A 21141-nucleotide genomic window follows, 5' to 3' on the forward strand; every position below is an offset into this window, starting at 1 on the left:
CCCATGGCGTTCCGCGCGGTAGCCGCTTGCGAGGAACGCAACAATGAAGCGAATGCTGATCAACGCCACGCAGGCTGAAGAGCTGCGTGTTGCCATCGTGGATGGCCAGTCGTTGTATGACATCGACATCGAACAGCCGTCGAAGGAACAGAAGAAGTCCAACATCTACAAGGGCCGGATCTTCCGCATCGAGCCCTCGCTGGAAGCGGCCTTCGTCGAATACGGTGGTGGCCGCCATGGCTTCCTGCCGCTGAAGGAAATCTCCCGCGACTACTTCCAGGCCGGCGTCGACCACAACAAGGCCGGCATCCGCGAACTGCTGAAGGAAGGCCAGGAGATCGTCGTCCAGGTCGACAAGGAAGAGCGTGGCAACAAGGGCGCCGCCCTGACCACGTTCATCTCGCTGGCCGGCCGCTACATGGTGCTGATGCCGAACTCGCCCAGCGCCGGCGGTGTCTCCCGTCGCATCGAGGGCGAAGACCGTGCCGCCCTGAAGGACGCCCTGGACAAGCTGAACATCCCTGATGACATGGGCGTGATCATCCGTACCGCCGGCGTCGGCCGCGATGCGGAAGAGCTGCAGTGGGATCTGGACTATCTGCTCAACGTCTGGCGCGCCATCGCCGAGGCCGCGCTGAGCAAGCCGGCCCCGTTCCTGATCTACCAGGAATCGCGCCTGATCGTGCGCGCCCTGCGTGACTACCTGCGCGCCGACATCGGCGAGATCCTGGTGGACACCGAGGAGATGTACGAGCACGCCCGCGAGTTCATGCAGCAGGTGATGCCGCAGACCCTGCGCAAGCTCAAGCACTACAAGGACGACATCCCGCTGTTCAACCGCTTCCAGATCGAATCGCAGATCGAAGGCGCCTACGAGCGCAACGTGCGCCTGCCGTCGGGCGGCTCGATCGTGGTCGACCAGACCGAAGCGCTGACCGCGGTCGACGTGAACTCCTCGCGCGCCACCAAGGGCAGCGACATCGAGGACACCGCGTTCCAGACCAACCTGGAAGCGGCCGAGGAAGTGGCCCGCCAGCTGCGCCTGCGTGACCTGGGCGGCCTGGTGGTGATCGACTTCATCGACATGGCCTCCAACAAGCACCAGCGTGAGGTCGAGAACCGCCTGGCCAACGCGCTGAAGTACGACCGCGCGCGCGTCCAGGTCGGCCGCATCTCGCGCTTCGGCCTGCTGGAAATGAGCCGCCAGCGCCTGCGCCCGAGCCTGGGTGAATCCAGCCAGATCGTCTGCCCGCGTTGTGACGGCCATGGCCGCATGCGCAGCGTCGAGTCGCTGTCGCTGTCGATCATCCGCGTGGCTGAAGAGCATGCGATGAAGGAGAACACCGGGCAGGTGCTGGTACAGGCCCCGGTGGAGATCGCCAATTACCTGCTGAACGAGAAGCGCAGCGCCCTGCGCGAGATCGAGCAGCGCCACGAGGCGCCGATCGTGATCGTCGCCGACGAGCAGCTGCACACCCCGCACTACACCGTCACCCGCCTGCGCGAGAACGAGCTGGGTGAAGAGAGCAACAAGCCCAGCTACCAGCGCGGCACCCCGCGCAAGCTGCCGGTGCACGCGCTGACCAAGGGCCAGCTGAACATCCCGCCGCCGGCGGTGACCCAGGTCAAGCACACCTCCCCCGCCCCGGTGCGCGAGGAAGTGGAACCGGCCGCAGTGGCCCCGGCTCCGGTCGCTGCAGCGCCTGTTGCGCCGGCCCCGGCGGGCGGCGTGATCGGTTGGCTCAAGCGCGTGTTCGGTGGCGAACCGGCGCCGGCACCGGCACCGGCGGCTCCGGCCGCCCGCCAGCAGCAGGATGGCGGCCGCAAGGACCGCAACAAGGATCGCAACAAGGACCGCAAGGACCGTCGCGACGAAAACCGTGGCAACGGTGGCAACGGCAACGCGCAGCAGCAGAAGGATGGCGGCAACCGCAAGGACCGTGGTGAGCAGCGCAACAAGGACGGCCGCAACGGCAACAACGGCAATGCCCAGCAGCAGCCGCAGCAGGGCAAGCAGAAGGAACCGCAGCAGAAGGATGGCCAGCAGCAGCCGCAGCAGCAGAACAAGCCGCGCAACGAGCAGCAGGGCCAGAACCAGCAGCAGCCGAAGCTGAAGCAGCCCAAGCAGCCGCGTCCGCAGCAGCAGGACGGTGACAAGCCGGCCGAGAAGCCGCAGCGCAACGCCGTCGATGCACCGGCCGAAGCCGTGACCGCGGCAGCAGCCGTGGCCGCCACCGCCGTCGCCGCCAATGTGGTGACCGCGCAGGAAGCCACTGCTCCGGTTGCGCCGATGGCCGCCGCTCCGGTGGACGCCGCAGCACCGGTCGAGACCGCTGCCAACGCTGCCAGCGAGGCCGAGGTGATTGCGGTTGCCGGTGAGGAGGCTGCAACCGACGCCAATGGCGAGCAGGCAGGCGAAGGCGCGACCCGCCGTCGCCGTGGCCGTCGTGGTGGCCGTCGTCGTCGTCGCGGTGGCGCCGAGAACGCCGCCGGCAGCGATTCCCTGGGTGATGACCAGGACGATGGTGATGACGGTGATGACGCCGATGGCGCCGAGCCGAACATCGACAGCACTGCCGGCACTGCGGCGGCCGCTGTTGCACAGCCGGCCCGTTCGCAGCCGGAGTTCGACTTCGATGACGAAGCCGAGCCGGTCGCTGTCGAAGCCGAGAAGCCGGCCCGCGCTGCCGCCGCTGTTGTCGCCGCGCCGGTCGCGGTGGTGAGCAGCGCCGTGGTCGAGGCTGCCGCACCGATCACCGCCGAAGTGCCGGCGCCGGTCGATACCGCAGCGAAGGCTGAGCCGGTGTCCTCGCCGGTGCAGACCAGCATGCTCGACGCCATCGATGCAGCAACCCCGGCGCAGCCGGTGGCCGCTGCTGCTCCGGCGCTCGAAGCAAAGCCGGTCGCGGTTGAAGCAGCCCCGGTGATTGAGGTCGCTCCGGTGATCGAAGCGAAGCCGGCGGCAGTCGAGGCTGCACCGGTGGCAGAAGCCAGGCCCGCCGTTACCGAGGCTGCTCCGGTGGTTGAAGCCGCCCCGGTAGTCGAAGCCCAGCCACCGGTGGCCGTGGAGGTTGCTCCGGTGGTTGAAGCGAAGCCGGTCGTGGAGCCCGTCGTGGTCGCCGAACAGCCGGTCGCCCCGGTGGTGGTGGAAGCCGCTCCGGTCGAAGCCGCTGCCCCGGTCGCCGAGGCGGTGGTGACGCCGTCGATCGACCCGGTCGCCGATGGCCACACCGACGCTGCCGCCCAGGCCGCCGAAGCCAAGGCCGACGAAGAAGATGAAGAGGCCGCCAAGCGCACGCCGCCGGCGAACTGATCAATCTTTGATCGCGTGAAACGAAACGGCGGGGATCGATGATCCCCGCCGTTTCTGTTTGTGCCGCGCCGTGGCGGTTGCCGACCTTGGTCGGTGCCGTTGTTCGCGCCAACCAGGGTTGGCACCTACCGAAAGCAGGTGTGCTCAGGGTTTCGGCGCGAACTGCAGGCGGGTCCACACGCCGTAGTGGTCCGAGGCCCAGCGACCGCTGTCGTCGGGCTGGTCGAACAGGATCTTCGCCTCGCGCGCAACCATCTCGCCCTGCTGGAAGAAGATGTGGTCGATCCGTGAGGGCGCCTGGTAATAGTGGCGGTTGAGCGTACTGACCCCGGCAAGGTCGGTGTTCACGTGCACGCTGCCGTAGCTGTCGCCGTAGTGGCTGCGCAGCTCGCTCAGGTCGCCGGCATCCACCAGTGCATTGAAGTCGCCAGCAATCACCACCGGTGCACCGGCCGACGTTGCAGCGATGAAGCGCAGCAGGTCCTCGACCTGGCTGCGGCGGATGCGTTGCCCGTTCTCGTCACTGCGCTCGTTGAGATGCGTGGCGTAGACATTCACCGGCGTACCGTCGACGTCGATGCGCAGGTGGGCAACCGTGCGGTAGTCATCCAATGGCTGCAGCAGATGATCGCCGTGGGCAAGAATCGGCCGCCGGGTCAGCAATGCATTGCCGTAGCGTTTGGGCGCGCCGACCGGATCGGTGGACACGAACACGTACTTGTAGCCGAGCTGGCTGGCCAGCCATTGCGCCTGGTTTCGCACGTTGCGGCGCTGGATCACCTCCTGCAGGGCAACCGCATCCGGCTGCAGGCGCTTGAGCTCGGCCAGGATGGTGCGGCGGCGGCTTGGCCAGTCCTCGCGGTCATGATGCAGGTTGAAGGTGACCATGCTCATGCCTGGCGCGGTGGCAACGTCAGCCGCTGCCGCGGCGGCCGGCTCGGCCGCCATCACCGCGCCCGGCAATGCCAATGCAATTGCCAGCCCCAGGGCACGCACGGTCGTGCGCACCCTTGCCCCCTGCTGCTTCATCGTTACTGCCCCTTGCGCTCGGCGCGGCGCACCGCGCTCGGTACATCGATCTCGACCCGCGCCGGCAGCTGGTGCACGTGCAGTTCCTTGTTGACCCATTCGGCCGCTTCACCGTTGATGGTCGCCTCGCCCGGATCACCGGCGTACGGCCACGGCAACACCACGCCACCGATCGGTGGCAGCAGGCCCGGCTGTACCTCCAGCACCAGCTGCTTGTCGCTGCGCTGCAGGCGGTAGTTGAGCTGGCCCTGCGGCGTGCGCAGGCCCTGAACGGCGATGCCCTCGCCCTGCAGCCACGCGCTCGGCACGCCAGCGGCCAGCACCAGCGCATCGTCCATGTCGCGGTTGTAAGCGAACATGTCCAGCGCCGAACGCACGAAATCCGAGGCCACCCACGCGTGCGGCAGGTCACCGACGAAGAACGGCTTGCGCGGGGTGCGCGAGACCACTTCGGCCCACTGGTTCCAGGCCTGCGGCGCACGGTCCTTGAAGAAGAATTCGGTGGCCTGCCAGGCGCGGTCACGCCAGCCCAGGCGCACGAACGCCGCCACGTTGCGCCACTCGTACGGGGTGTAGTCCTTCCACTCCCGCTTGCCATCGCGACGGGCCACGAACTCCTTCCAGTAGCGCTCGAAGGTCGCCTCCAGCGCCTGCTGCGGCAGTCGGCCCTGCTCGCCGCCCGGCGCCAGTGCGATGGTGGTCGAGGTCGCATCGAAATCGCCCAGCTCGGCCGAGCCCGGCAGGTAGTCGATCTTGTGCTGCTGCATCGCCGACAGCAGCGAAGCCTGCAGGTCACCACGGAACTGGTCACGCGATTCAGCGATCTGCATCGCCTCGACCTTGCCCAGCTGGGTCGCAAGCAGCGCCGCATCCTTGTAGCCGCGCAGCGCCCAGAAGTTGTCCCAGTACGAATGCATCGGCTTGGCCGAATAGCCTTCGTGGCTGATCGAGGCCGGCATCATCCCGTAGAAGGCCGGGTTGCGCGCGCGGTTCTCTTCGGTGCGCTCGCTGGCGCGCAGCTGCTCCATGTAGGTGTAAGCGCCCTGCACGTGCGGCCACATCAGCTCGGTGAAAGTGCTGTCGCCGGTATAGCGCCCGTACTCGGCGATGCTGTAGATCAGCTCACCGTGGCTGTCGTTCTCCGGCACCGGGTCGCCGCCGCGCGCGTCGACGCAGCACGGTACCTTGCCGTTCTCGAACTGGTACGGCGCATACCAGTTGATGTAGTCACGCACCGCATCGCTGCGCCCCATGCGCAGCAGGCCCTCGGAAATCATCGCGCCATCGCGGATCCAGCTGCGGGCATAGGAACGCGTGCCCGGCTGCAGGCGCGGCCCGACGCGCGAGATCAGCATGTGCGCGACTGCCGTGCGCAGGGTGTCGACCAGCGGCTGGCCCGCAGCGGGTACCTGCAGCGAGACCACGCCCAGCTTCTGCCGCCACTGCTCGGCCACCTGCGCCTGCGCCTTGGCCACGTCCAGCGCCTTCGGCGCCCAGCCACCGGTCTGCGGCAGTACCACCGCCACCTCGCGGCTCTGGCCGGGCTCGAGCTTGATCGTGTAGATCAACGCGCCCGACGCCATGCCGGTGCTGTCCTTCACTGCGGTGGCCGCCGGGTACTTGCCGTCCGCCAGATGCATCGCATCGAGCTTGCCATCGAACGTGCTGGCAAAGCGCGCATCCGGAACCTGCAGCGGGTAGATGCGCGGCTCACCGTTGACCCTCACCAGCTGCTCGCCGACATCCAGTGCATCGATGCGGCTGAAGCCACCGACGGTATTGAGGAACTGCGTTGGCGGATTGACCTGCCACGGCCGGATCGCCAGTGCCAGGGTGTATTCGTGCGCCACCTTGTCCGGATTGCTCAGCCGGTAGCGGCCGATCAGCTGCGCACGCTCCGGCGTGCCCTGCACGAAACCGGTCACCGCCAGGCCGGCCTTTTCATGCACCCAATCGACATTGGCGATCGGCAGGTAGTGATCCTGCAGCGACTGGGTGATGGCGACCTTTGACCAGTCCAGCAGCTTGCCATCGAGGCGGATGAACGGCTCGATGCTGAAGCTGCCCTTGGCCGGCTCCAGCGCGCCATCCTCGCTGATCAGCGCCTGTTCCTGGCCGCCATCAAGACCGAGCAGGGTCCAGTACGGCTGTTCGCCCACATAGGCACGCGGCAGCGAGCCACGCGGCAGATCGGCGGCCACCGAGGACAGGAAGGCATTGGGCGTGGCGGCGAACGCCAGCGGCTTCAGTGCGATGTCACGGATGCCGTAGCGCCAGTTCGGGCCATCCTGCAGATCGAAGCGCACGTAGCGTGCATCGGTATCCGGCAGCGCCAGCCAGTCACGGCCACCGGCGCCGCTGGTCACCTCGCGCACGGTGCGCCAGTCGCGGCCATCTTCGGAGGTACGCACGGTATAGCGGCGCGCTTCCAGGTTCGGCAGCCAGTCGATCACCGCACCGCCGATCTCGCGGCTCTTGTGCAGGTCCAGGCTGATGGTCTGCTGCTTGACGCCACCGCTGATCCAGAACGTATCGCTCTTGCCATCGATCATGCGATCCTGCAGCGCGGTGGCGGTATCGGCGATCACCGACGGCACCAGCGCCGAATCATCCTGCGGCGGCAGGCCCTGCAGGGTCAGCTTGTCGAAGCACACAGTGCCGCGGCCGCCGACCTTGCTGTAGATGGTGAATTCAACCGCGGCGCTGCGTGCCATCTCCTTCTCGGGCGATGGCCCCCATGCCTTGTCGATCTGCCGACGCCGGTACTCGACCGGCGTCCACGCCTTGGGGAAGCTGTAACCGGGCCGGTTGACCCACCAGACGTTGTCGCCGCTGGCATCGATCAGCTTGAACTGCAGGTCGTTGCCCGGTGAATCACCGCGCAGCTGGAAGCCGAAGCGGTAATTGACCGGGTACTCGATGTCCAGCGCGCGACGGATGCCAACATAGCCGGAGACATCGTGGAAATCGTAGTCCAGGCACAGCGCGCGGCCACCGCCTGCGCCGCTGACCGGACGCAGCGAACCGCTGACCTGGTCGGACAGCACCAGCTTCCAGGCCGCGATGTCGTCGAAGTCGTCCAGCACCTTCGGTGCCGGCAGCGCCGGAGGTGCGGCGATCGCCAGGGAGGTCCACAACAGGCCCAGTCCAACGGCGATCGCTCGCTTCATCCCTTGACGCTCCCCAGCAACAGACCTTGGATGTAGTACCGCTGCAGCACCAGGAACAGCGCCAGCACCGGGACCACGGTGACCACCGCGCCAGCCATCATCATTTCCACGTCCATGATGTGCTCGCGCGAGAGGGTGGCCAGTGCCACCGGCAAAGTGTAGTGCTCCTGGTCGGTCAACACGATCAACGGCCACATGAAATCGTTCCATGCGCCCATGAAGGTGAAGATCGCCAGGGTCACCAGCACCGGCTTGAGCATCGGCAGCACGATCTGGAAGAAGATGCGCAGCTCCCCTGCCCCGTCGATGCGCGCCGCCTCCAGCAGTTCGTCCGGAATCGAACGCGCGTACTGGCGCACAAGGAAGATACCGAACACGCTGGCCAGCGCCGGCACGATCACGCCGCCGAAGCTGTTGACCAGCCCCAGCTGCTTCATCAGCAGGAACAGCGGCAGCATCGCCACCTGCGCCGGAATCACCAGTGCCGCCATCAGCACCTGGAACAAGCGCTCGCGGCCGACGAAGTTCAGCTTGGCGAACGCATAGCCGGCCATGGTGTTGAGCAGCAGCGAACCGACCGTGATGCCGAGCGACACCAGCAGGCTGTTGGCGAAGTTGCCGCCCATGCCGGTGCGCGCGAACAGCTCATGGTAGTTGTGCGTGGTGACGCTGGAAGGCAGCAGCGGCGGCGGGAAATGGCTGGCCTCGCCCTGCGGCATGAACGAGACCGACACCATCCACAGCAGCGGCGCCAGGCTGACCAGGGCCAGCACCAGCAACGCGCCATTGATCATCCACGGGTACCAGCGCGACTGGCCGATTTCACGACTCATACCAACTGCCTCTTGCGGCCGAAACGCAGCATCACGGTGGTCACCGCCAGGATGATCAGGAACAGCAGGAACGCCACAGCCGAGGCGCGTCCCAGGTTCCACCACTTGAAGCCTTCCTCGAACATGAAATACAGCACGCTGACGGTGCTCTGCAGTGGGTCGCCGCGGGTCATCACGTACGGTTCGGCGAACAGCTGGAAGTAGCCGGACACGGTAATCACCCCGACCACCAGCAGCACCGGGCCGAGCATCGGCAGGGTGATGTGCAGGAACTGCTTCCAGCGCGAGGCGCCATCGATGCGCGCGGCCTCGTACAGGTCATGCGGGATCGCCTGCAGGCCGGCCAGGAAGATCACCATGTTGTAGCCGAAGTTCTTCCATACCGCGAACAGCATGATGGTCGGCATCGCCCAGTTGGGATCACCCAGCCAGTCGATCGGGCTGATGCCCAGATGACCCAGCCCGTAGTTCACCAGGCCGTAGCTGGTATGGAACAGGTAGCGCCAGATCACCGCCACCGCCACCAGCGTGGTCACCACCGGCGCGAACAGCGCGGTGCGGAACAACGCCTTGAATCGCGCTGCCGGTGCGTTGAGCAGCATCGCCGCGCCCAGCGACACGCCGATCGACAACGGCACGCCGATCAGCACGAAGTAGGTGGTATTCCACAGCGACTTCCAGAACATCGGCGTCTGCAGCAGGTCGATGTAGTTGCCCAGCCCGACGAAGCGCAGGTTGCTGCTGTCGGCCAGCGCATACAGGTCGAAGTCGGTCACGCTCAGCGCCAGCGCCGATGCCACCGGCAGGCCGAAGAACACGCCCAGCACGATCAGCGAGGGGCCGGCGAAGATCCAGCCGGCAAGCGAAGTACGTTTCATTGCGCGCTCCCGGCGGCGACGGCACTGCTGGATCGCGGCGACGATACGCGCTGCTGCAGGCGTTGTTGTTCATGCATCCAGCGGCGCTTGGCCAGCACCTTGTCCACGCGCTGGTCGAGCTCTTCCACGGCCTTGTCCTGCGGCAGGCCACCGCGCACCACCTTCTCGGTGACGATGCGCATTTCCTGCACGATGCGCTCCCATTCGAGCACCTTCGGCGTCGGCTTGACCCGCTCCAGCTGGTCACGGAACGCTGCGGCCAGTGGATCGTTGGCCAGCGACGGCGCGCTCCAGGTGCTGCGACGTGGCGGCAGGTCGCCGATGATCGAATGGAAACGTGCCTGGATCTGCGGGCGCGACAGGAACTCGATCAGCTTCCACGACGCTTCCTTCTGCTGCGACTTGCGGAAGATCACCAGGCTGGTGCCTCCGGCGATGCCGGCACCCGGGCCGTCCGGCCCCGGCAGCGCGGCCGTGCCCCACTGCCCTTCCAGTTCCTTGGGCTGCAGCTTCTTGAACTCGCGGATGTTCCAGGGGCCGGAGATGTAGAACACATTGAAGCCACGGAAGAACTCGTCCCAGACGTTGGAAATCTGCGTCTCGGACATCTTCGGCGCCCAGCCCTGCTCGAACATGTTGGCGTAGAAGGCCAGCGTGCGGCGGAAGCCCGGGCTGGCGAAGTTGCCGCGGGTGTCATCGTCGCGCAGCAGCGGGTCGGGCTGCTGCAGCGCCAGCGACAGCTGCTGCTCGAACTCGTTGATCGGCATCAGCACCGCATAGCGGTTCGGGCCCTGCATGCGCTTGATCGCCGCCATCTGCTCGTCCCACTCCTGCCACGTGCGCGGCGGGTGGTCGTAGCCGGCCTTGGCCAGCAGGTCCTTGCGGTAGTAGATCAGGCGGGTGTCGACATACCACGGCACGCCGACCAGCTCGCGGTGGATCACGTTGGTATCCCAGATGCCCTGGAAATAATCCTTCTCATCGACCACGGCCGAATGATCGACGAACGGCTGCAACGGGGTCAGCGCATCGAGCTCGGCAAACTCCGGTACCCAGGTGTTGCCGAGCTGGCAGACATCCGGCAGGCCATCGGCGGCGAACGCGGTCAGCAGCTTCTCGTGCGCGGCAGTCCACGGGATGTTCTGCACGTCCACCTTGATGCCGGGGTTTTCGGCTTCGAACTCATGGATCAGCTCGCTGACCACCTCGGCTTCGCGGCCCATCGCCCAGAAGCGCACGGTGGTGGTGCCCGGTTCGGTGCGGGCGCAGCCGGCCACGGCCAGTGCGGCCAGGGCAGGCAGCGCCCAGCGGCGCAGGCGGTCGATCCAGTTCGGCATCGGGTTACTTGCCCTGGCCTGTGGTGCGGTTGGCATTGTTCTTCTGTTCCTGCGCGGCAGCCGCGCGTGATTCGGCGATACCCACCGCGCGTGCCGCCGCGGCCTTTTCGTCTTTCTGCAGCTCCAGCGGCTGGAACGACCCCTCCGGCGCCAGCCAGCCACCGCTGAATCCGGCCCGTTCCAGCCCCTTGCGGATGTACGGGTTCTTCTTCATCACTTCCCAGACGAAGTCGTTGCGGTAGTTGGCGATCATGGTCAGGATCGGCCCCTGGTCGATGGCGATGTAATCGCTGGCGACCCAGCCGCGATCAGGCACCACGCGGCCGGTCTTGATCGGGATGTCGTAGTTGAAGCTGGGGTTGAACGAATCCAGGAAGCCGTAGCTGGAATAGATGTAATCGCCGTAGCGCTTGTGCATTTCCAGCGTGGCCGGGATCACCTGTTCCGGTGCGAACACCACAGACGCGATCGCGGCAGTCGGCGCGATGGTGCCGTCATCGAAGTTCTCGCGCAGGCCGGCGCCGCGCGAAGAGTAATGGCGGAACTGGCGCTGCTCGCCACGATACTCCTGCGTGGTGTTCTGCGGGCCATCGCTGGCGGTCAGGCCCCACACGTTCTCGCCGTAATCCTTCCACTGCATCGGGTTGGCGATGGCGTACTCGCGCTGGGCCAGCGCGGCCGAGCGGCTGTTGAGGAAGTAGGTGCTGCCGCGCTCGCGCATGTACGCGTCCTGGATGTCGCGGAAGTCGATCCAGACGTGGCTGTACTGGTGGCCGAACAGCGGGCCGAAGGACAGGTATTCCTGGCCCTGGTAGACACCCCAGTCGTTGTCATAGGTACGCGTCCAGACCGTCCACGCGTCCGGGCTGACCGGGTGCGTCGGCGACCCCAGGGCGAGGATGTAGACCATCATCGCCTCGTTGTAGCCCATCCAGTCATGGTCGATGAAGCCACTCTCGGGGAACCAGCCCATCGAGATCAGCGGCGCACGCTGCTGCAGCCAGGGCCAGTCGACCTTCTTGTACAGGGTGTCGGCGATCTGGCGGATCTCCTTCTCGCGCGGATCGTCGCCGTCGTAGTACGACTGCGCGAACAGCACGCCCATCATCAGCAGCGCGGTGTCCACCGAAGACAGTTCAACCCAGCTGTCGTAGCGACGGCCTTCCTGCATGTCCAGGAAGTGGTAGTAGAAGCCCTTGTAGCCGGCCTTGCCGGTGCGCTGCGGGCCCATCGGCACGTCGCGGAAAAACTTCAGCGTGGTCAGGGTGCGGTCGATCGCCTGGTTGCGGCTGACCCAGCCGTTCTCGATGCCGATCGGATAGGCAGTCAGCGCGAAACCGACCGAGGCGATGCTGGCGAACGGCCGCGACGGGTAGCGGTCCGGGGTCAGCCCGTTGATCTCGTTGGTGGTGTCCCAGAAGAACTGGAAGGTGCGGCGCTCGATGTCATCGAACAGCGGCGGCAGCTCAGGTTTCATCGGCCGCGGCGGCGCGTCGGCCTCGATCAGGATCACCGGTGGGCGCGGCTTGGCAGGCTCCTGCTGGGCCGGCTGGCAGGCGGCCACGGCCAGGCTCAACGCTGCGGCGGACAACAGATGGCGTGCCTGCATGGCGCGGTTCCTCCGGTGGTCTGATCGATGGGAAAGCATAACGTCCAATGATCTGAAATCGTTTACAAGGTGCGTTCTTAAAAAACCACGGAAATCGTGGCCTGACACCGCGATCATTGCCCACGCCGCTGCCCCCTGGCCGGCAGCGGCGTGGGCAATGGACCGGCACGAAGCCGGCCATTGCCATGTACCCCTTCAGCCGATGCCGCCGGCGGACCGGCGGCATCGGGTCGTGCATCTACACCCGGACTTAGAAGCGGAAGCCCACTTCGGCCTTGATCTGACGCGGCGTACCGATGATTTCGCCGGTCTCGTTGTAGCTGGCCTGCAGCTTGCCGTTGGTCTTGACGTAGTTGTAAGTGGAGAAGTTGTCGAAGTTGAACACGTTGATGATGTCGATACGTGCGTACAGCTCGGTATCGCCCGGCATCTTGAACGTCTTCGTCGCCTGCAGGTCGACCGAACGGTAGCCGAAGATCTTGCCACCCACCAGGAACTTGCCGGTGGCGTTGGGCACGGCCGCCTGCGGCGTCGGCAGGGTGTAGCCGCTGGCCTGCATCACCGGGTACCAGTCGTTGACGGCGGTCGGGGTTGCCAGGGTGATCTTGCCGCCGAAGGTGATGCCCCAGAAGCCCGCATACGAACCGGTCACCACCAGGCGGTGGCGCGGCGCGCCGTTGGAACGGATGGTCGGGTAGTCACCGATCAGGCCGCGGTCAAAGGCGTACTTCTCGTTGATGTCGCGGTTGTGGCGCGCGGTCGTCCAGGTGTAGGCGATCGAGGTGCCCCAGCCGCTTTCCTTGGTGAACGGCTTCTGCGCCGACAGCAGCACCTGGGTCGCACGGGTCTTGATGCCCTGCTGGCCGATGATCAGGCTGCCGAAGCCCGGCACGTTGCAGCTCCAGGCCTGGCTCAGGCCCGGATCGGTGCCGCCGCACAGGCGCGGGTCATCGAAGAACTGGCCGGTCGGGTAACGGTTGCCCAGGGTGAAGGCGAAGCCGTCGTAGCTCAGGGTGCGAGCGATGGTGGCATCGGTCAGCCACTCGCCGATCCGGTTGCTCATGCCCAGGCTGAACTGGTCCGAGTACGGCGCCTTCAGCTTGTTGTTCAGCAGGTCCACTTCCAGGCCGGCATTGCTGGTCGCGCCGACCAGCGACTGCAGGTTGCCGATGCCGTTGAGCAGGTTCGGATTCCAGTCATAGCAGGCGGCCTGGCCGTTGATGCAGGTGCCGGTGGCCGGGTTGCGGAAGTAGATGGTCGGCTGCGGCAGGGCCAGCTTGGTGGTTTCCAGCTGCAGGTTGTCGAACAGGTCGCGGTCGTAGGAACGGCCGGCACCACCGTGGATCACGTGCTGCTCGTCGGCGTTGATGTCATACGAGAAGCCCAGGCGCGGCTGCCAGGCATCCTTGAACGCCTTGCGGTTGTGACCGTTGCTGATGTAGTCGCTGATGTCCAGGCCACCCAGTGCCAGCGAATCGGCGTAGGTCTGGCCGGCAGGCGCACGCGGATCCTGCGAATAGATGGCGTCGACCACCTGCTGCGGGGTGACGAAGTTCAGGTAGGTCGGGGTCTTTTCGTAGTCCCAGCGCAGGCCGATGTTCAACTGCAGGTGGTCGTTGACCTGCCAGTCGTCCTGGATGAACACGCCGTACTGCTTGGACTTCGAACGCACTTCGCCGGACACGCCCGACACGCCGGTCACCGGCTTGACGAACTGAGCCTTGTACGGAATCGAATCCGGGAAGTCCGGATCGCCCAGGGAATAGGTGAAGGTCGGGTTGATCTGCGCCGCATCGGAAGCGTACAGGTCGATCTGCTTGTACTTCACGCCCATCTTGATGGTGTGGTCGCCGGCCCACTGGATGCCATCCAGGGTCAGGTTGTCTTCGATCGACCAGCCCTTCTGGCCCTTCACCTGCGAATCCAGTGCCGATGCACCGCCGATCTTCACCACGGTGCGGTCTTCGGGACCGTCCGGTGCGGTGTAGGTGATGCCGTTGGCCAGGGTCAGCGGGGTCGGGTTGTTGAACGAATCCTCGTGGGTGAGCATCAGTTCGTTGTAGTAACGCTCACCGCTGTGGTTCCAGCGCAGGGCGTAGCGACGGTCGGTATTGACCACTTCGCGCCCGGCCTGCGGCGAGGTCTGGCCACTGAACTGCGACTGGGTTTCGTCGCGGTCCTGGAAGGTCAGCTCGATGCGGTCATTGTCGGTCGGCTCGAAGTCGATCTTGGCGAAGATCAGATCCTGCTGGAACGGCTGGCTGGCCGGGCCAAGGCCGGCGGCGCCGGCGGCCGGCAGCAGGCCGGCAGCAGCGGTGACCGCACCATCCGGCGCAATGGTCACCGGCAGGTCGAAGCGCTTGGCTTCGTAGGTCACGAAGAAGTGGGCCTTGTCCTGGATGATCGGGCCACCCAGCGCGAAGCCGTATTCCTTCTCGGCCGAATCTTCCTTGCCCTTGTTCGGCTGGCGTTCGGCCGGGGTCATCGCGCGCATGCTGTCGTTGGTGTAACGGTAGAAGGCTTCACCCTTGAACTCGTTGGTACCCGACTTGGTCGCAGCGGTGACGGCAGCACTGGACACCTGGCCGTACTCGGCCTTGTAGTTGCCGCTGATGACCTTGTACTCGCCAATGGCCAGCTGCGGGAACGGGTTGCCGGCACTGCCGGACTGGCCGGCCACGCCGCCACCCTTCACGTAGCTCTTCTGGCCCACGCCGTCGATGTACACATTGGTGCCATCGGCATTGGTGGCACCGCCGCGCAGCGAGGTGTTGCCCTTGGCGTCACGGGTGAAGATCAGGCCCGGCACCGCGTCGGCGAACTCCAGGAAGTTGCGCGAGACCTGCGGCGTGGTCTGGATCTGCTGCAGGCTGACGGTCTTGCCGACTTCCGACGTGCGCACTTCCTGCAACAGCGTCGGCGCGACGACGTTGACGGTGTCCAGGTTGGTCGCCGCGGTCGAACCCGGCGTGCTGCTGGCGGCACCGGCAAAGTTCAGGGTGGCGGTCGAGGCCACGGTGACGGTGACCTTCTGGGTCTGGCCGTTGGCGACCACGTCGTAGGTGCCCGGGTCCAGGCCCATCAGCGAGTAGCTGCCATCGGCGCGCACGGTACCGCGACGGACGGTACCAGTAGCCACGTTGGTGGCGGTGACTTCAGAGCCAGCCTGGGCGCCGGCAACCTGGCCGCGCAGGCTGGCGTTGGCCGACTGCGCCATGACGTTCGGAGCAGCGGCCAGCATCAGGCAGCTGACCAGTGCGGTGCTCAGCAGCCGGCGCGCCGGCGTGCGGAAGGTGGTATGCATCATCAACTCAATCTCCGGGTGGCGGTGACCGCTCGCGCGGTCCCTGCGATCAATCAAAAAAGAAGGAACGCCTCTGGCTTCAACGGCCCGATGGCGGAGTGGTGGAATCGCGAACTATCAAGCGGGGAACCAGGGTCTGCTTGTCCCCTGTCCCATCCGTGGAGGTGCCGTCCATCAACTGCATCAGGCGCGTCATGGCCCGATCGCCGAGCTCGGCGATGCTGACCTGCATGGTGGTCAGCGACGGGTGGACGAAACGCGCCAGTGGAATGTCATCGAAACCCGCCAGGGCGACATCGGACGGCACATGGACCCCTGCCTGCGTGAAGGCGTACAGGCAACCCAAGGCCATCATGTCGTTGGCGGCGAACACGGCATCGGGCAGCGCTCCGGCTGCCAGCAACTCCTGACCGGCGCGATGGCCGGAAGCTTCGTCGAAATCACCGGGCAGCTCGATGCCTTCGGCGTCACTGCCGAAAGCCGCCAGCGCGTCACGGAAGCCGCGCAGGCGCTCGCGCGCGTCGAAGTTGAGGTCCGGGCCAGAAATGAAAGCGATACGGCGGTGACCGGCGTCGAGCAGATGGCGGGTCATCGCCATCGCACCGGCATGGTCATCGATGCTCAGCACCGGGTGGTCCTGCCCGGGCAGATAGGTGTTGATCAACACCGTCGGCAACGACTGCGGCAGGTTGTCGGTCAGGAAGCCGGGGCTCTCCGCATAGGGGGAAAGCACCAGCAGGCCGTCGACGCGGCCGCGCATGGCACGCAGGGCCGCGCCCTGCTGTTCCTGGTCACCGTGGTAGCTGGACACCAGCAGGTGCTGGCGGCGGTTGCGGGCGACGTTGTCGATGCCGCGCATCAGCTCGGAGAAGAATTCGCCGTACAGGTCAGGCAGCACCACGCCCACCGTATTGGTGCGGCGGCTGCTCAGGCTGCGGGCGGCGGCGTGCGGGGTGTAACGCAGCCGAGCGGCCACCTCCAGCACAAGCTGGCGGACCGGTTCGGCGACATTTTCATGCCCGTTGAGCGCGCGGGAAACCGTGGCCACGGAGACCCGGGCTTCGCGTGCGACGTCTTTGATTGTGATAGCTGCCTTGTTCACGAAGCCGCCCTCCACGGCTTGGACCTACCAGCATTGGCGCGGAATGTAAGCGTTTCCATCTGGGCTTGTAAACAGTCCGTTAGGCGAATGTCCTGAAATGGACATGGAAATCTGTCTGCGGCGGGCCCGCAGAGGGACCCGCCAGGACAGCGTGGGACAAGGGCTCAGCCCTGTTCTGACGGGGTCAATGCGCGAATGGACAGCGCGTGGATGTCGGTCTCCATCATCGCCCCCAGCGCGGCATAGACCGCGCGATGCCGGGCCAGCGGACCCAGTCCCGCGAAGCGTTCGCTGACGATATGCAGGTTGAAGTGACCGCGGCCATCCCTCGCACCCGCGTGGCCGGCATGCCGATGGCTGTCGTCTTCGATTTCCAGCACGCTGGGGGCCAGCGCCTGTTGCAGTGCGTCACGCATCCGCTCGATCCGCTCCGCGTTCACGGCAGGACCTTGCGGAACGGACGCACCTGTACATGGGTGTAGACGCCCGCGGCTACGTAAGGGTCGGCATCGGCCCAGGCCTGGGCCTGCACGAGCGACTCGAACTGCGCGATCACCACCGAACCACTGAAACCGGCCGGGCCCGGGTCCTCGCTGTCCACTGCCGGGCACGGCCCGGCCAGCAGCAGGCGGCCTTCGTCGCGCAGCGCGTGCAGGCGCGCCAGGTGTTCCGGCCGCGCCTGCAGCCGCTGCGCCAGCACATCCTGGCCGTCATAGCCTTCAATCACATACCACACGGCATTTCCTCGCTTGCGTTGTCGGGTGCGCAGATTCTAGCCAATGCGGCCCCCGCCCCGGCCCGGCTGGACACTGGCGCGACAAAGGCTTACCCTAGGCTCCATTGCACGTGGCTGGATGCAGCAGCCCGTCGGTTTTTGCGGCCAACGCAGCCCCCGACGACCGTCCCGCTGCTTCAAACCGGACCACCCGGCCGGGCCACGTAGACGACCTCCCCGTAGTTCCGTCGCTGCCGTTTCCTGCGGCGCGTCCTGCTGTTTTACCTGTGTGGAATCGCGCCGATCCCGGCGTGTCTGGTGCCCTGGGGCTCCGTGGCGCTGGCCCGGCGAACCCGGTGCCGCGACTGGTCCGTTGCAATCCTGATGTCCATTAGATGACTTCCGAACTCGCGCTCGACGCGAACCCGCCAACCCGGCCGCCCGCCCCCCAGCAGCAGGAAATGCCGCTGGCCGTGGTGCATGGGCAACCGGTCCTGCAGATCCCGCAGGACCTGTACATTCCGCCGGACGCGCTGGAAGTCATCCTGGATGCCTTCGAAGGCCCGCTGGACCTGCTGCTGTACCTGATCCGCCGCCAGAACCTGGACGTACTGGACATTCCCGTGGCCGAGATCACCCGGCAGTACGTGGAATACATCACCGTGATGCGCGAGCTGCGCTTCGAGCTGGCCGCCGAGTACCTGGTGATGGCCGCGATCCTGGCCGAAGTGAAGTCGCGCATGCTGCTGCCGCGCCCGGTCAGCGAAGACGGCGATGAGGCCGATCCGCGCGCCGAGCTGGTGCGCCGGCTGCAGGAGTACGAACGCTTCAAGCAGGCCGCCGAGGACATCGACGCCCTGCCCCGCCAGGACCGCGACACCAGCGTGGCCCATGCCTTCATGCCCGAACGCGCTGCGGTGAAGCTGCCGCCACCGGTGGACCTGAAGGAAATGCTGCTGGCCCTGCACGACGTGCTCAAGCGCGCCGAGCTGTTCAGCGGCCACGCCATCAAGCGTGAAGCACTGAGCGTGCGGCAACGCATGGGCGAAGTGCTGGGGCGCCTGGAAGACGGCAAGTTCTATCGTTTTGAAGGGCTGTTCACTGCTGAAGAAGGCAAGCTGGGCGTGCTGGTCACGTTCCTGGCGGTGCTGGAACTGGCCAAGGAACAGTTGCTGGACATCGTCCAGGAAGAACCGCTGGCGCCGATCTATGTGAAGTCGCTGGCGGCCGGCAACACCAATGCCCCGCTGCAGTTCAGCAGCGAGTTCGACGACAACGACGCCGCCAACGAGAACGAGTGAGCGCTGACTGCCGATGGACCAAACGCTGATCAACCGCATTGTAGAGGGCGCCCTGCTGGCCTCCAGCCAGCCGCTCACCCTGGCCCAGCTGAAAGACCTGTTCCCGGAAGAGGAGCCGGCACCGCCGGGCAGCATCGAACGTGCGCTTGAGCGCCTGCGCGAAGCCTGCGAAGGCCGTGGCGTGGAACTGGTCGAGGTCGCCTCAGGCTTCCGCTACCAGGTAACCGGCGAAGTGCATGGCTGGATCAGCCGGCTGTGGACCGAACGCAAGACCCGCTATACCCGTGCCACCCTGGAAACCCTGGCGCTGATTGCCTACCGGCAGCCGATCACCCGTGGCGAGATCGAGCAGGTGCGCGGCGTGGCGGTCAGCAGCAACATCATCCAGGCACTGGAAGAGCGCGAGTGGATCCGCGTGGTCGGCCACCGCGACGTGCCCGGCAAGCCTGCCCTGTTCGGCACCACCAAGGGCTTCCTGGACTACTTCGGCCTGAAGCGCCTGGACGAGCTGCCGCCGCTGTCGGAACTGAAGGACCTGGGCGAGCTGGAACCCCAGCTGGCCCTGGACCGCGACGCACCGGCCGCCGCCAGTGCAGATGGTCCGGACATTTCGGCTGGCGCCGACGGCGCTGCCGCAAACGATGACACCGGCCTGGCCGGCAGCGACACCCCCGATTCCGCCGATGCAGCGTCTGCGTCGGCTTCCGATGAGCAAGCACCTTCGCCCCTCGATGATGGGCACCCCGATTCCGCGCCGGGCGAGCGCGCGGTGACCCTGAACGAACGCGAAGACAACGCCGTCGCGATGACGACCGTGGCTGTTGACCAAGCCGATTCCGAACCAGAGGCCGACCTCGAAACCGTCGGCCGGAGCAAAACTGATGAGTGACACCCCCCGTAACAAGCTCTCGCTCAAGCGCGAAGCCACCTCCGAACAGTTCAAGCTGGAAGAGCGCCTGCACAAGGTGCTGGCCCAGGCCGGCCTGGGTTCGCGCCGCGCGCTGGAACAGCGCATCGCCGAAGGCCTGGTCAAGGTCAACGGTGAAGTCGCGCAGACCGGCATGTCGGTCAAGAGCGGCGACAAGATCGAGCTGGATGGCCGCGGCTTCGTCGCCACCGCCCTGGCCGAACCGTCGCGCGTGCTGGTCTACAACAAGCCGGAAGGCGAAGTGACCACCCGCGAAGACCCCGAAGGCCGCCCGACCGTGTTCGAATCGCTGCCGCCGCTGAAGGGCGCGCGCTGGATCGCGATCGGCCGCCTGGACATCAACACCACCGGCCTGCTGCTGGCCACCACCGACGGTGAACTGGCCAACGCCATGATGCACCCGTCGTTCGAGGTCGAGCGCGAGTACGTGGTGCGCGTGCGTGCCCCGGAAGGCGAGGAGAAGGTCTCCGACGCCATCGTCGACCGCCTCGCCCGCGGCGTGGCACTGGAAGACGGCCCGGCCAAGTTCGACGAGATCGAACGCATCGGCGGCACCGACTCGCACGACTGGTTCCGCGTCGTGGTGAAGGAAGGCCGCAACCGCGAAGTGCGTCGCCTGTGGGAGTCGCAGGGCTGCCAGGTCAGCCGCCTGAAGCGCACCCGCTACGGCAAGGTGAGCCTGCCGCGCGAACTGGCCCGTGGCCATTCGGTGGAACTGGGCACCACCCAGGTGGAAGCCCTGCGTGCGCAGCTGAAGCTGGAAGAAGGCGCGCCGTCGGCACTGACCCTGCAGCCGGTGATCGGCCAGCGTCGCGCCGCCAAGACCACCGTGCGCGTGCGCGAAGGTGGCCGTGGCAATGCCTACGTCAACGGCCATAACACGGCCGACGAAGGCCGCGAGCTGCGTCGTTTCGACAACGTGCGCGAAGATCGCGGCCGTGGCCGCGGCGGCAAGGGCGGCGGTTTCAAGGGTGGCCTGACGGTCAGCGGTGAAGCAGCAGCCAAGCAGTCGCAGAAGCCGTTCAAGCAGCGCACCCAGAAGAACGACCGTTCGCTGCCGGAAGGCAACCCGGCCGCGTTCCGCACCTGGTACGTGCCGGATGGCGTGAGCACCGGCCCGAGCGGCCATCGCAATGCGGGTCCGGGCGCACGTGGCCCGGGTGCCCGTGGTCCGGGCGCGGGCGGCCAGGGCCGTCCGTACGGCAAGCCGAAGGGTCCGGGCGCTGGCGCCGGTGGCGGCCAGGGCCGTGGCGGTTTTGGTGGTGAAGGCCGTGGCGGCGCAGGCGGCCAGGGTCGTCCGGCCGGTGGCGGCAACCGCTCGCAGGGCCAGGGCAACAAGCACCCGTACGGCCATCCGGGCAACGCCCCGAGCTTCCCGTCCGACCACGCCACCCCGGGCTTCAACCCGTATGGCAGCCCCAAGCCGGCACACGGTGCCCGTCCGGGCGGTCGCGGTCCGGGCGGTGGCAACAACCGTGGCCCGGGCGGCAATCGCGGCCCCGGCGGTCCGGGTGGCAACCGTGGCCCGGGTGGCCCGGGTGGCCCCGGCGGCAACCGCGGTCCGGGCGGCCCGCGCCGCAGCGGCCCGCGCGGCGGCTGATCGCTGGCACGCATGAAATGAA

At 66.5% G+C, this 21141-nt stretch carries 14 protein-coding genes; 4 read left to right on the forward strand and 10 right to left on the reverse strand.

Features of this window, described 5'->3' with window-relative positions; translation table 11 throughout:
• Window positions 1-43: 43 nt before the first annotated feature.
• On the forward strand, window positions 44-3313 hold the full coding sequence (locus AC5P88_RS02450; RefSeq protein WP_495224218.1) for an Rne/Rng family ribonuclease: 3270 nt from the start codon (window positions 44-46) through the stop codon (window positions 3311-3313).
• A gap of 144 nt (window positions 3314-3457) precedes the next feature.
• On the opposite strand, the gene AC5P88_RS02455 is transcribed toward AC5P88_RS02450, so the two are convergent.
• The 10 genes from AC5P88_RS02455 to AC5P88_RS02500 form a co-directional block, all read right to left on the reverse strand.
• Window positions 3458-4342: an endonuclease/exonuclease/phosphatase family protein gene (locus AC5P88_RS02455; protein ID WP_495224219.1), complete on the reverse strand. Its 885-nt coding sequence runs from the start codon at window positions 4340-4342 to the stop codon at window positions 3458-3460.
• Between the two features lie 2 nt (window positions 4343-4344).
• On the reverse strand, window positions 4345-7512 hold the full coding sequence (locus AC5P88_RS02460) for a discoidin domain-containing protein (RefSeq protein WP_495224221.1): 3168 nt from the start codon (window positions 7510-7512) through the stop codon (window positions 4345-4347).
• Window positions 7509-8345, reverse strand: a complete 837-nt coding sequence (locus AC5P88_RS02465; protein ID WP_049430599.1) for a carbohydrate ABC transporter permease — start codon at window positions 8343-8345, stop codon at window positions 7509-7511. Before AC5P88_RS02465 ends, AC5P88_RS02460 begins: the two co-directional genes overlap by 4 nt.
• Window positions 8342-9223 carry a carbohydrate ABC transporter permease gene (locus AC5P88_RS02470; protein ID WP_005410323.1) on the reverse strand — a complete coding sequence of 294 codons (882 nt, stop codon included), beginning with the start codon at window positions 9221-9223 and terminating at the stop codon, window positions 8342-8344. The genes AC5P88_RS02465 and AC5P88_RS02470 overlap by 4 nt, the downstream gene beginning before the upstream one ends.
• On the reverse strand, window positions 9220-10560 hold the full coding sequence (locus AC5P88_RS02475) for a sugar ABC transporter substrate-binding protein (RefSeq protein WP_495224223.1): 1341 nt from the start codon (window positions 10558-10560) through the stop codon (window positions 9220-9222). The genes AC5P88_RS02470 and AC5P88_RS02475 overlap by 4 nt, the downstream gene beginning before the upstream one ends.
• A 4-nt stretch (window positions 10561-10564) precedes the next feature.
• The gene (locus tag AC5P88_RS02480) at window positions 10565-12169 is read right to left on the reverse strand and encodes a glucoamylase family protein (RefSeq protein WP_049430595.1); all 1605 of its coding nucleotides are present in this window, start codon (window positions 12167-12169) and stop codon (window positions 10565-10567) included.
• Between the two features lie 250 nt (window positions 12170-12419).
• Window positions 12420-15476, reverse strand: a complete 3057-nt coding sequence (locus AC5P88_RS02485) for a TonB-dependent receptor (protein WP_106550036.1) — start codon at window positions 15474-15476, stop codon at window positions 12420-12422.
• A 76-nt stretch (window positions 15477-15552) separates the two neighbouring features.
• Entirely contained in the window at window positions 15553-16590 is a 1038-nt protein-coding gene (locus tag AC5P88_RS02490) for a LacI family DNA-binding transcriptional regulator (protein ID WP_012480808.1), read from the reverse strand.
• Between the two features lie 149 nt (window positions 16591-16739).
• Window positions 16740-16991, reverse strand: a complete 252-nt coding sequence (locus tag AC5P88_RS02495; RefSeq protein WP_049430589.1) for a BolA family protein — start codon at window positions 16989-16991, stop codon at window positions 16740-16742.
• Between the two features lie 20 nt (window positions 16992-17011).
• Entirely contained in the window at window positions 17012-17311 is a 300-nt protein-coding gene (locus AC5P88_RS02500) for a YciI family protein (RefSeq protein ID WP_005410329.1), read from the reverse strand.
• A gap of 374 nt (window positions 17312-17685) precedes the next feature.
• On the opposite strand from AC5P88_RS02500, the gene AC5P88_RS02505 reads away from it, so the two are divergent.
• The 3 genes from AC5P88_RS02505 to AC5P88_RS02515 are packed head-to-tail and all read left to right on the forward strand — an operon-like array spanning window position 17686 to window position 21119.
• Window positions 17686-18591: a segregation and condensation protein A gene (locus AC5P88_RS02505; protein ID WP_495224226.1), complete on the forward strand. Its 906-nt coding sequence runs from the start codon at window positions 17686-17688 to the stop codon at window positions 18589-18591.
• Between the two features lie 13 nt (window positions 18592-18604).
• Window positions 18605-19480, forward strand: coding sequence for an SMC-Scp complex subunit ScpB (gene scpB / locus AC5P88_RS02510; protein ID WP_286073892.1), 876 nt, complete (start codon window positions 18605-18607; stop codon window positions 19478-19480).
• Entirely contained in the window at window positions 19473-21119 is a 1647-nt protein-coding gene (locus AC5P88_RS02515) for a pseudouridine synthase (protein ID WP_495224228.1), read from the forward strand. The genes scpB and AC5P88_RS02515 overlap by 8 nt, the downstream gene beginning before the upstream one ends.
• Window positions 21120-21141 lie beyond the last annotated feature (22 nt).

It is taken from the genome of Stenotrophomonas sp. YJH_SMC_8 (assembly GCF_059371315.1).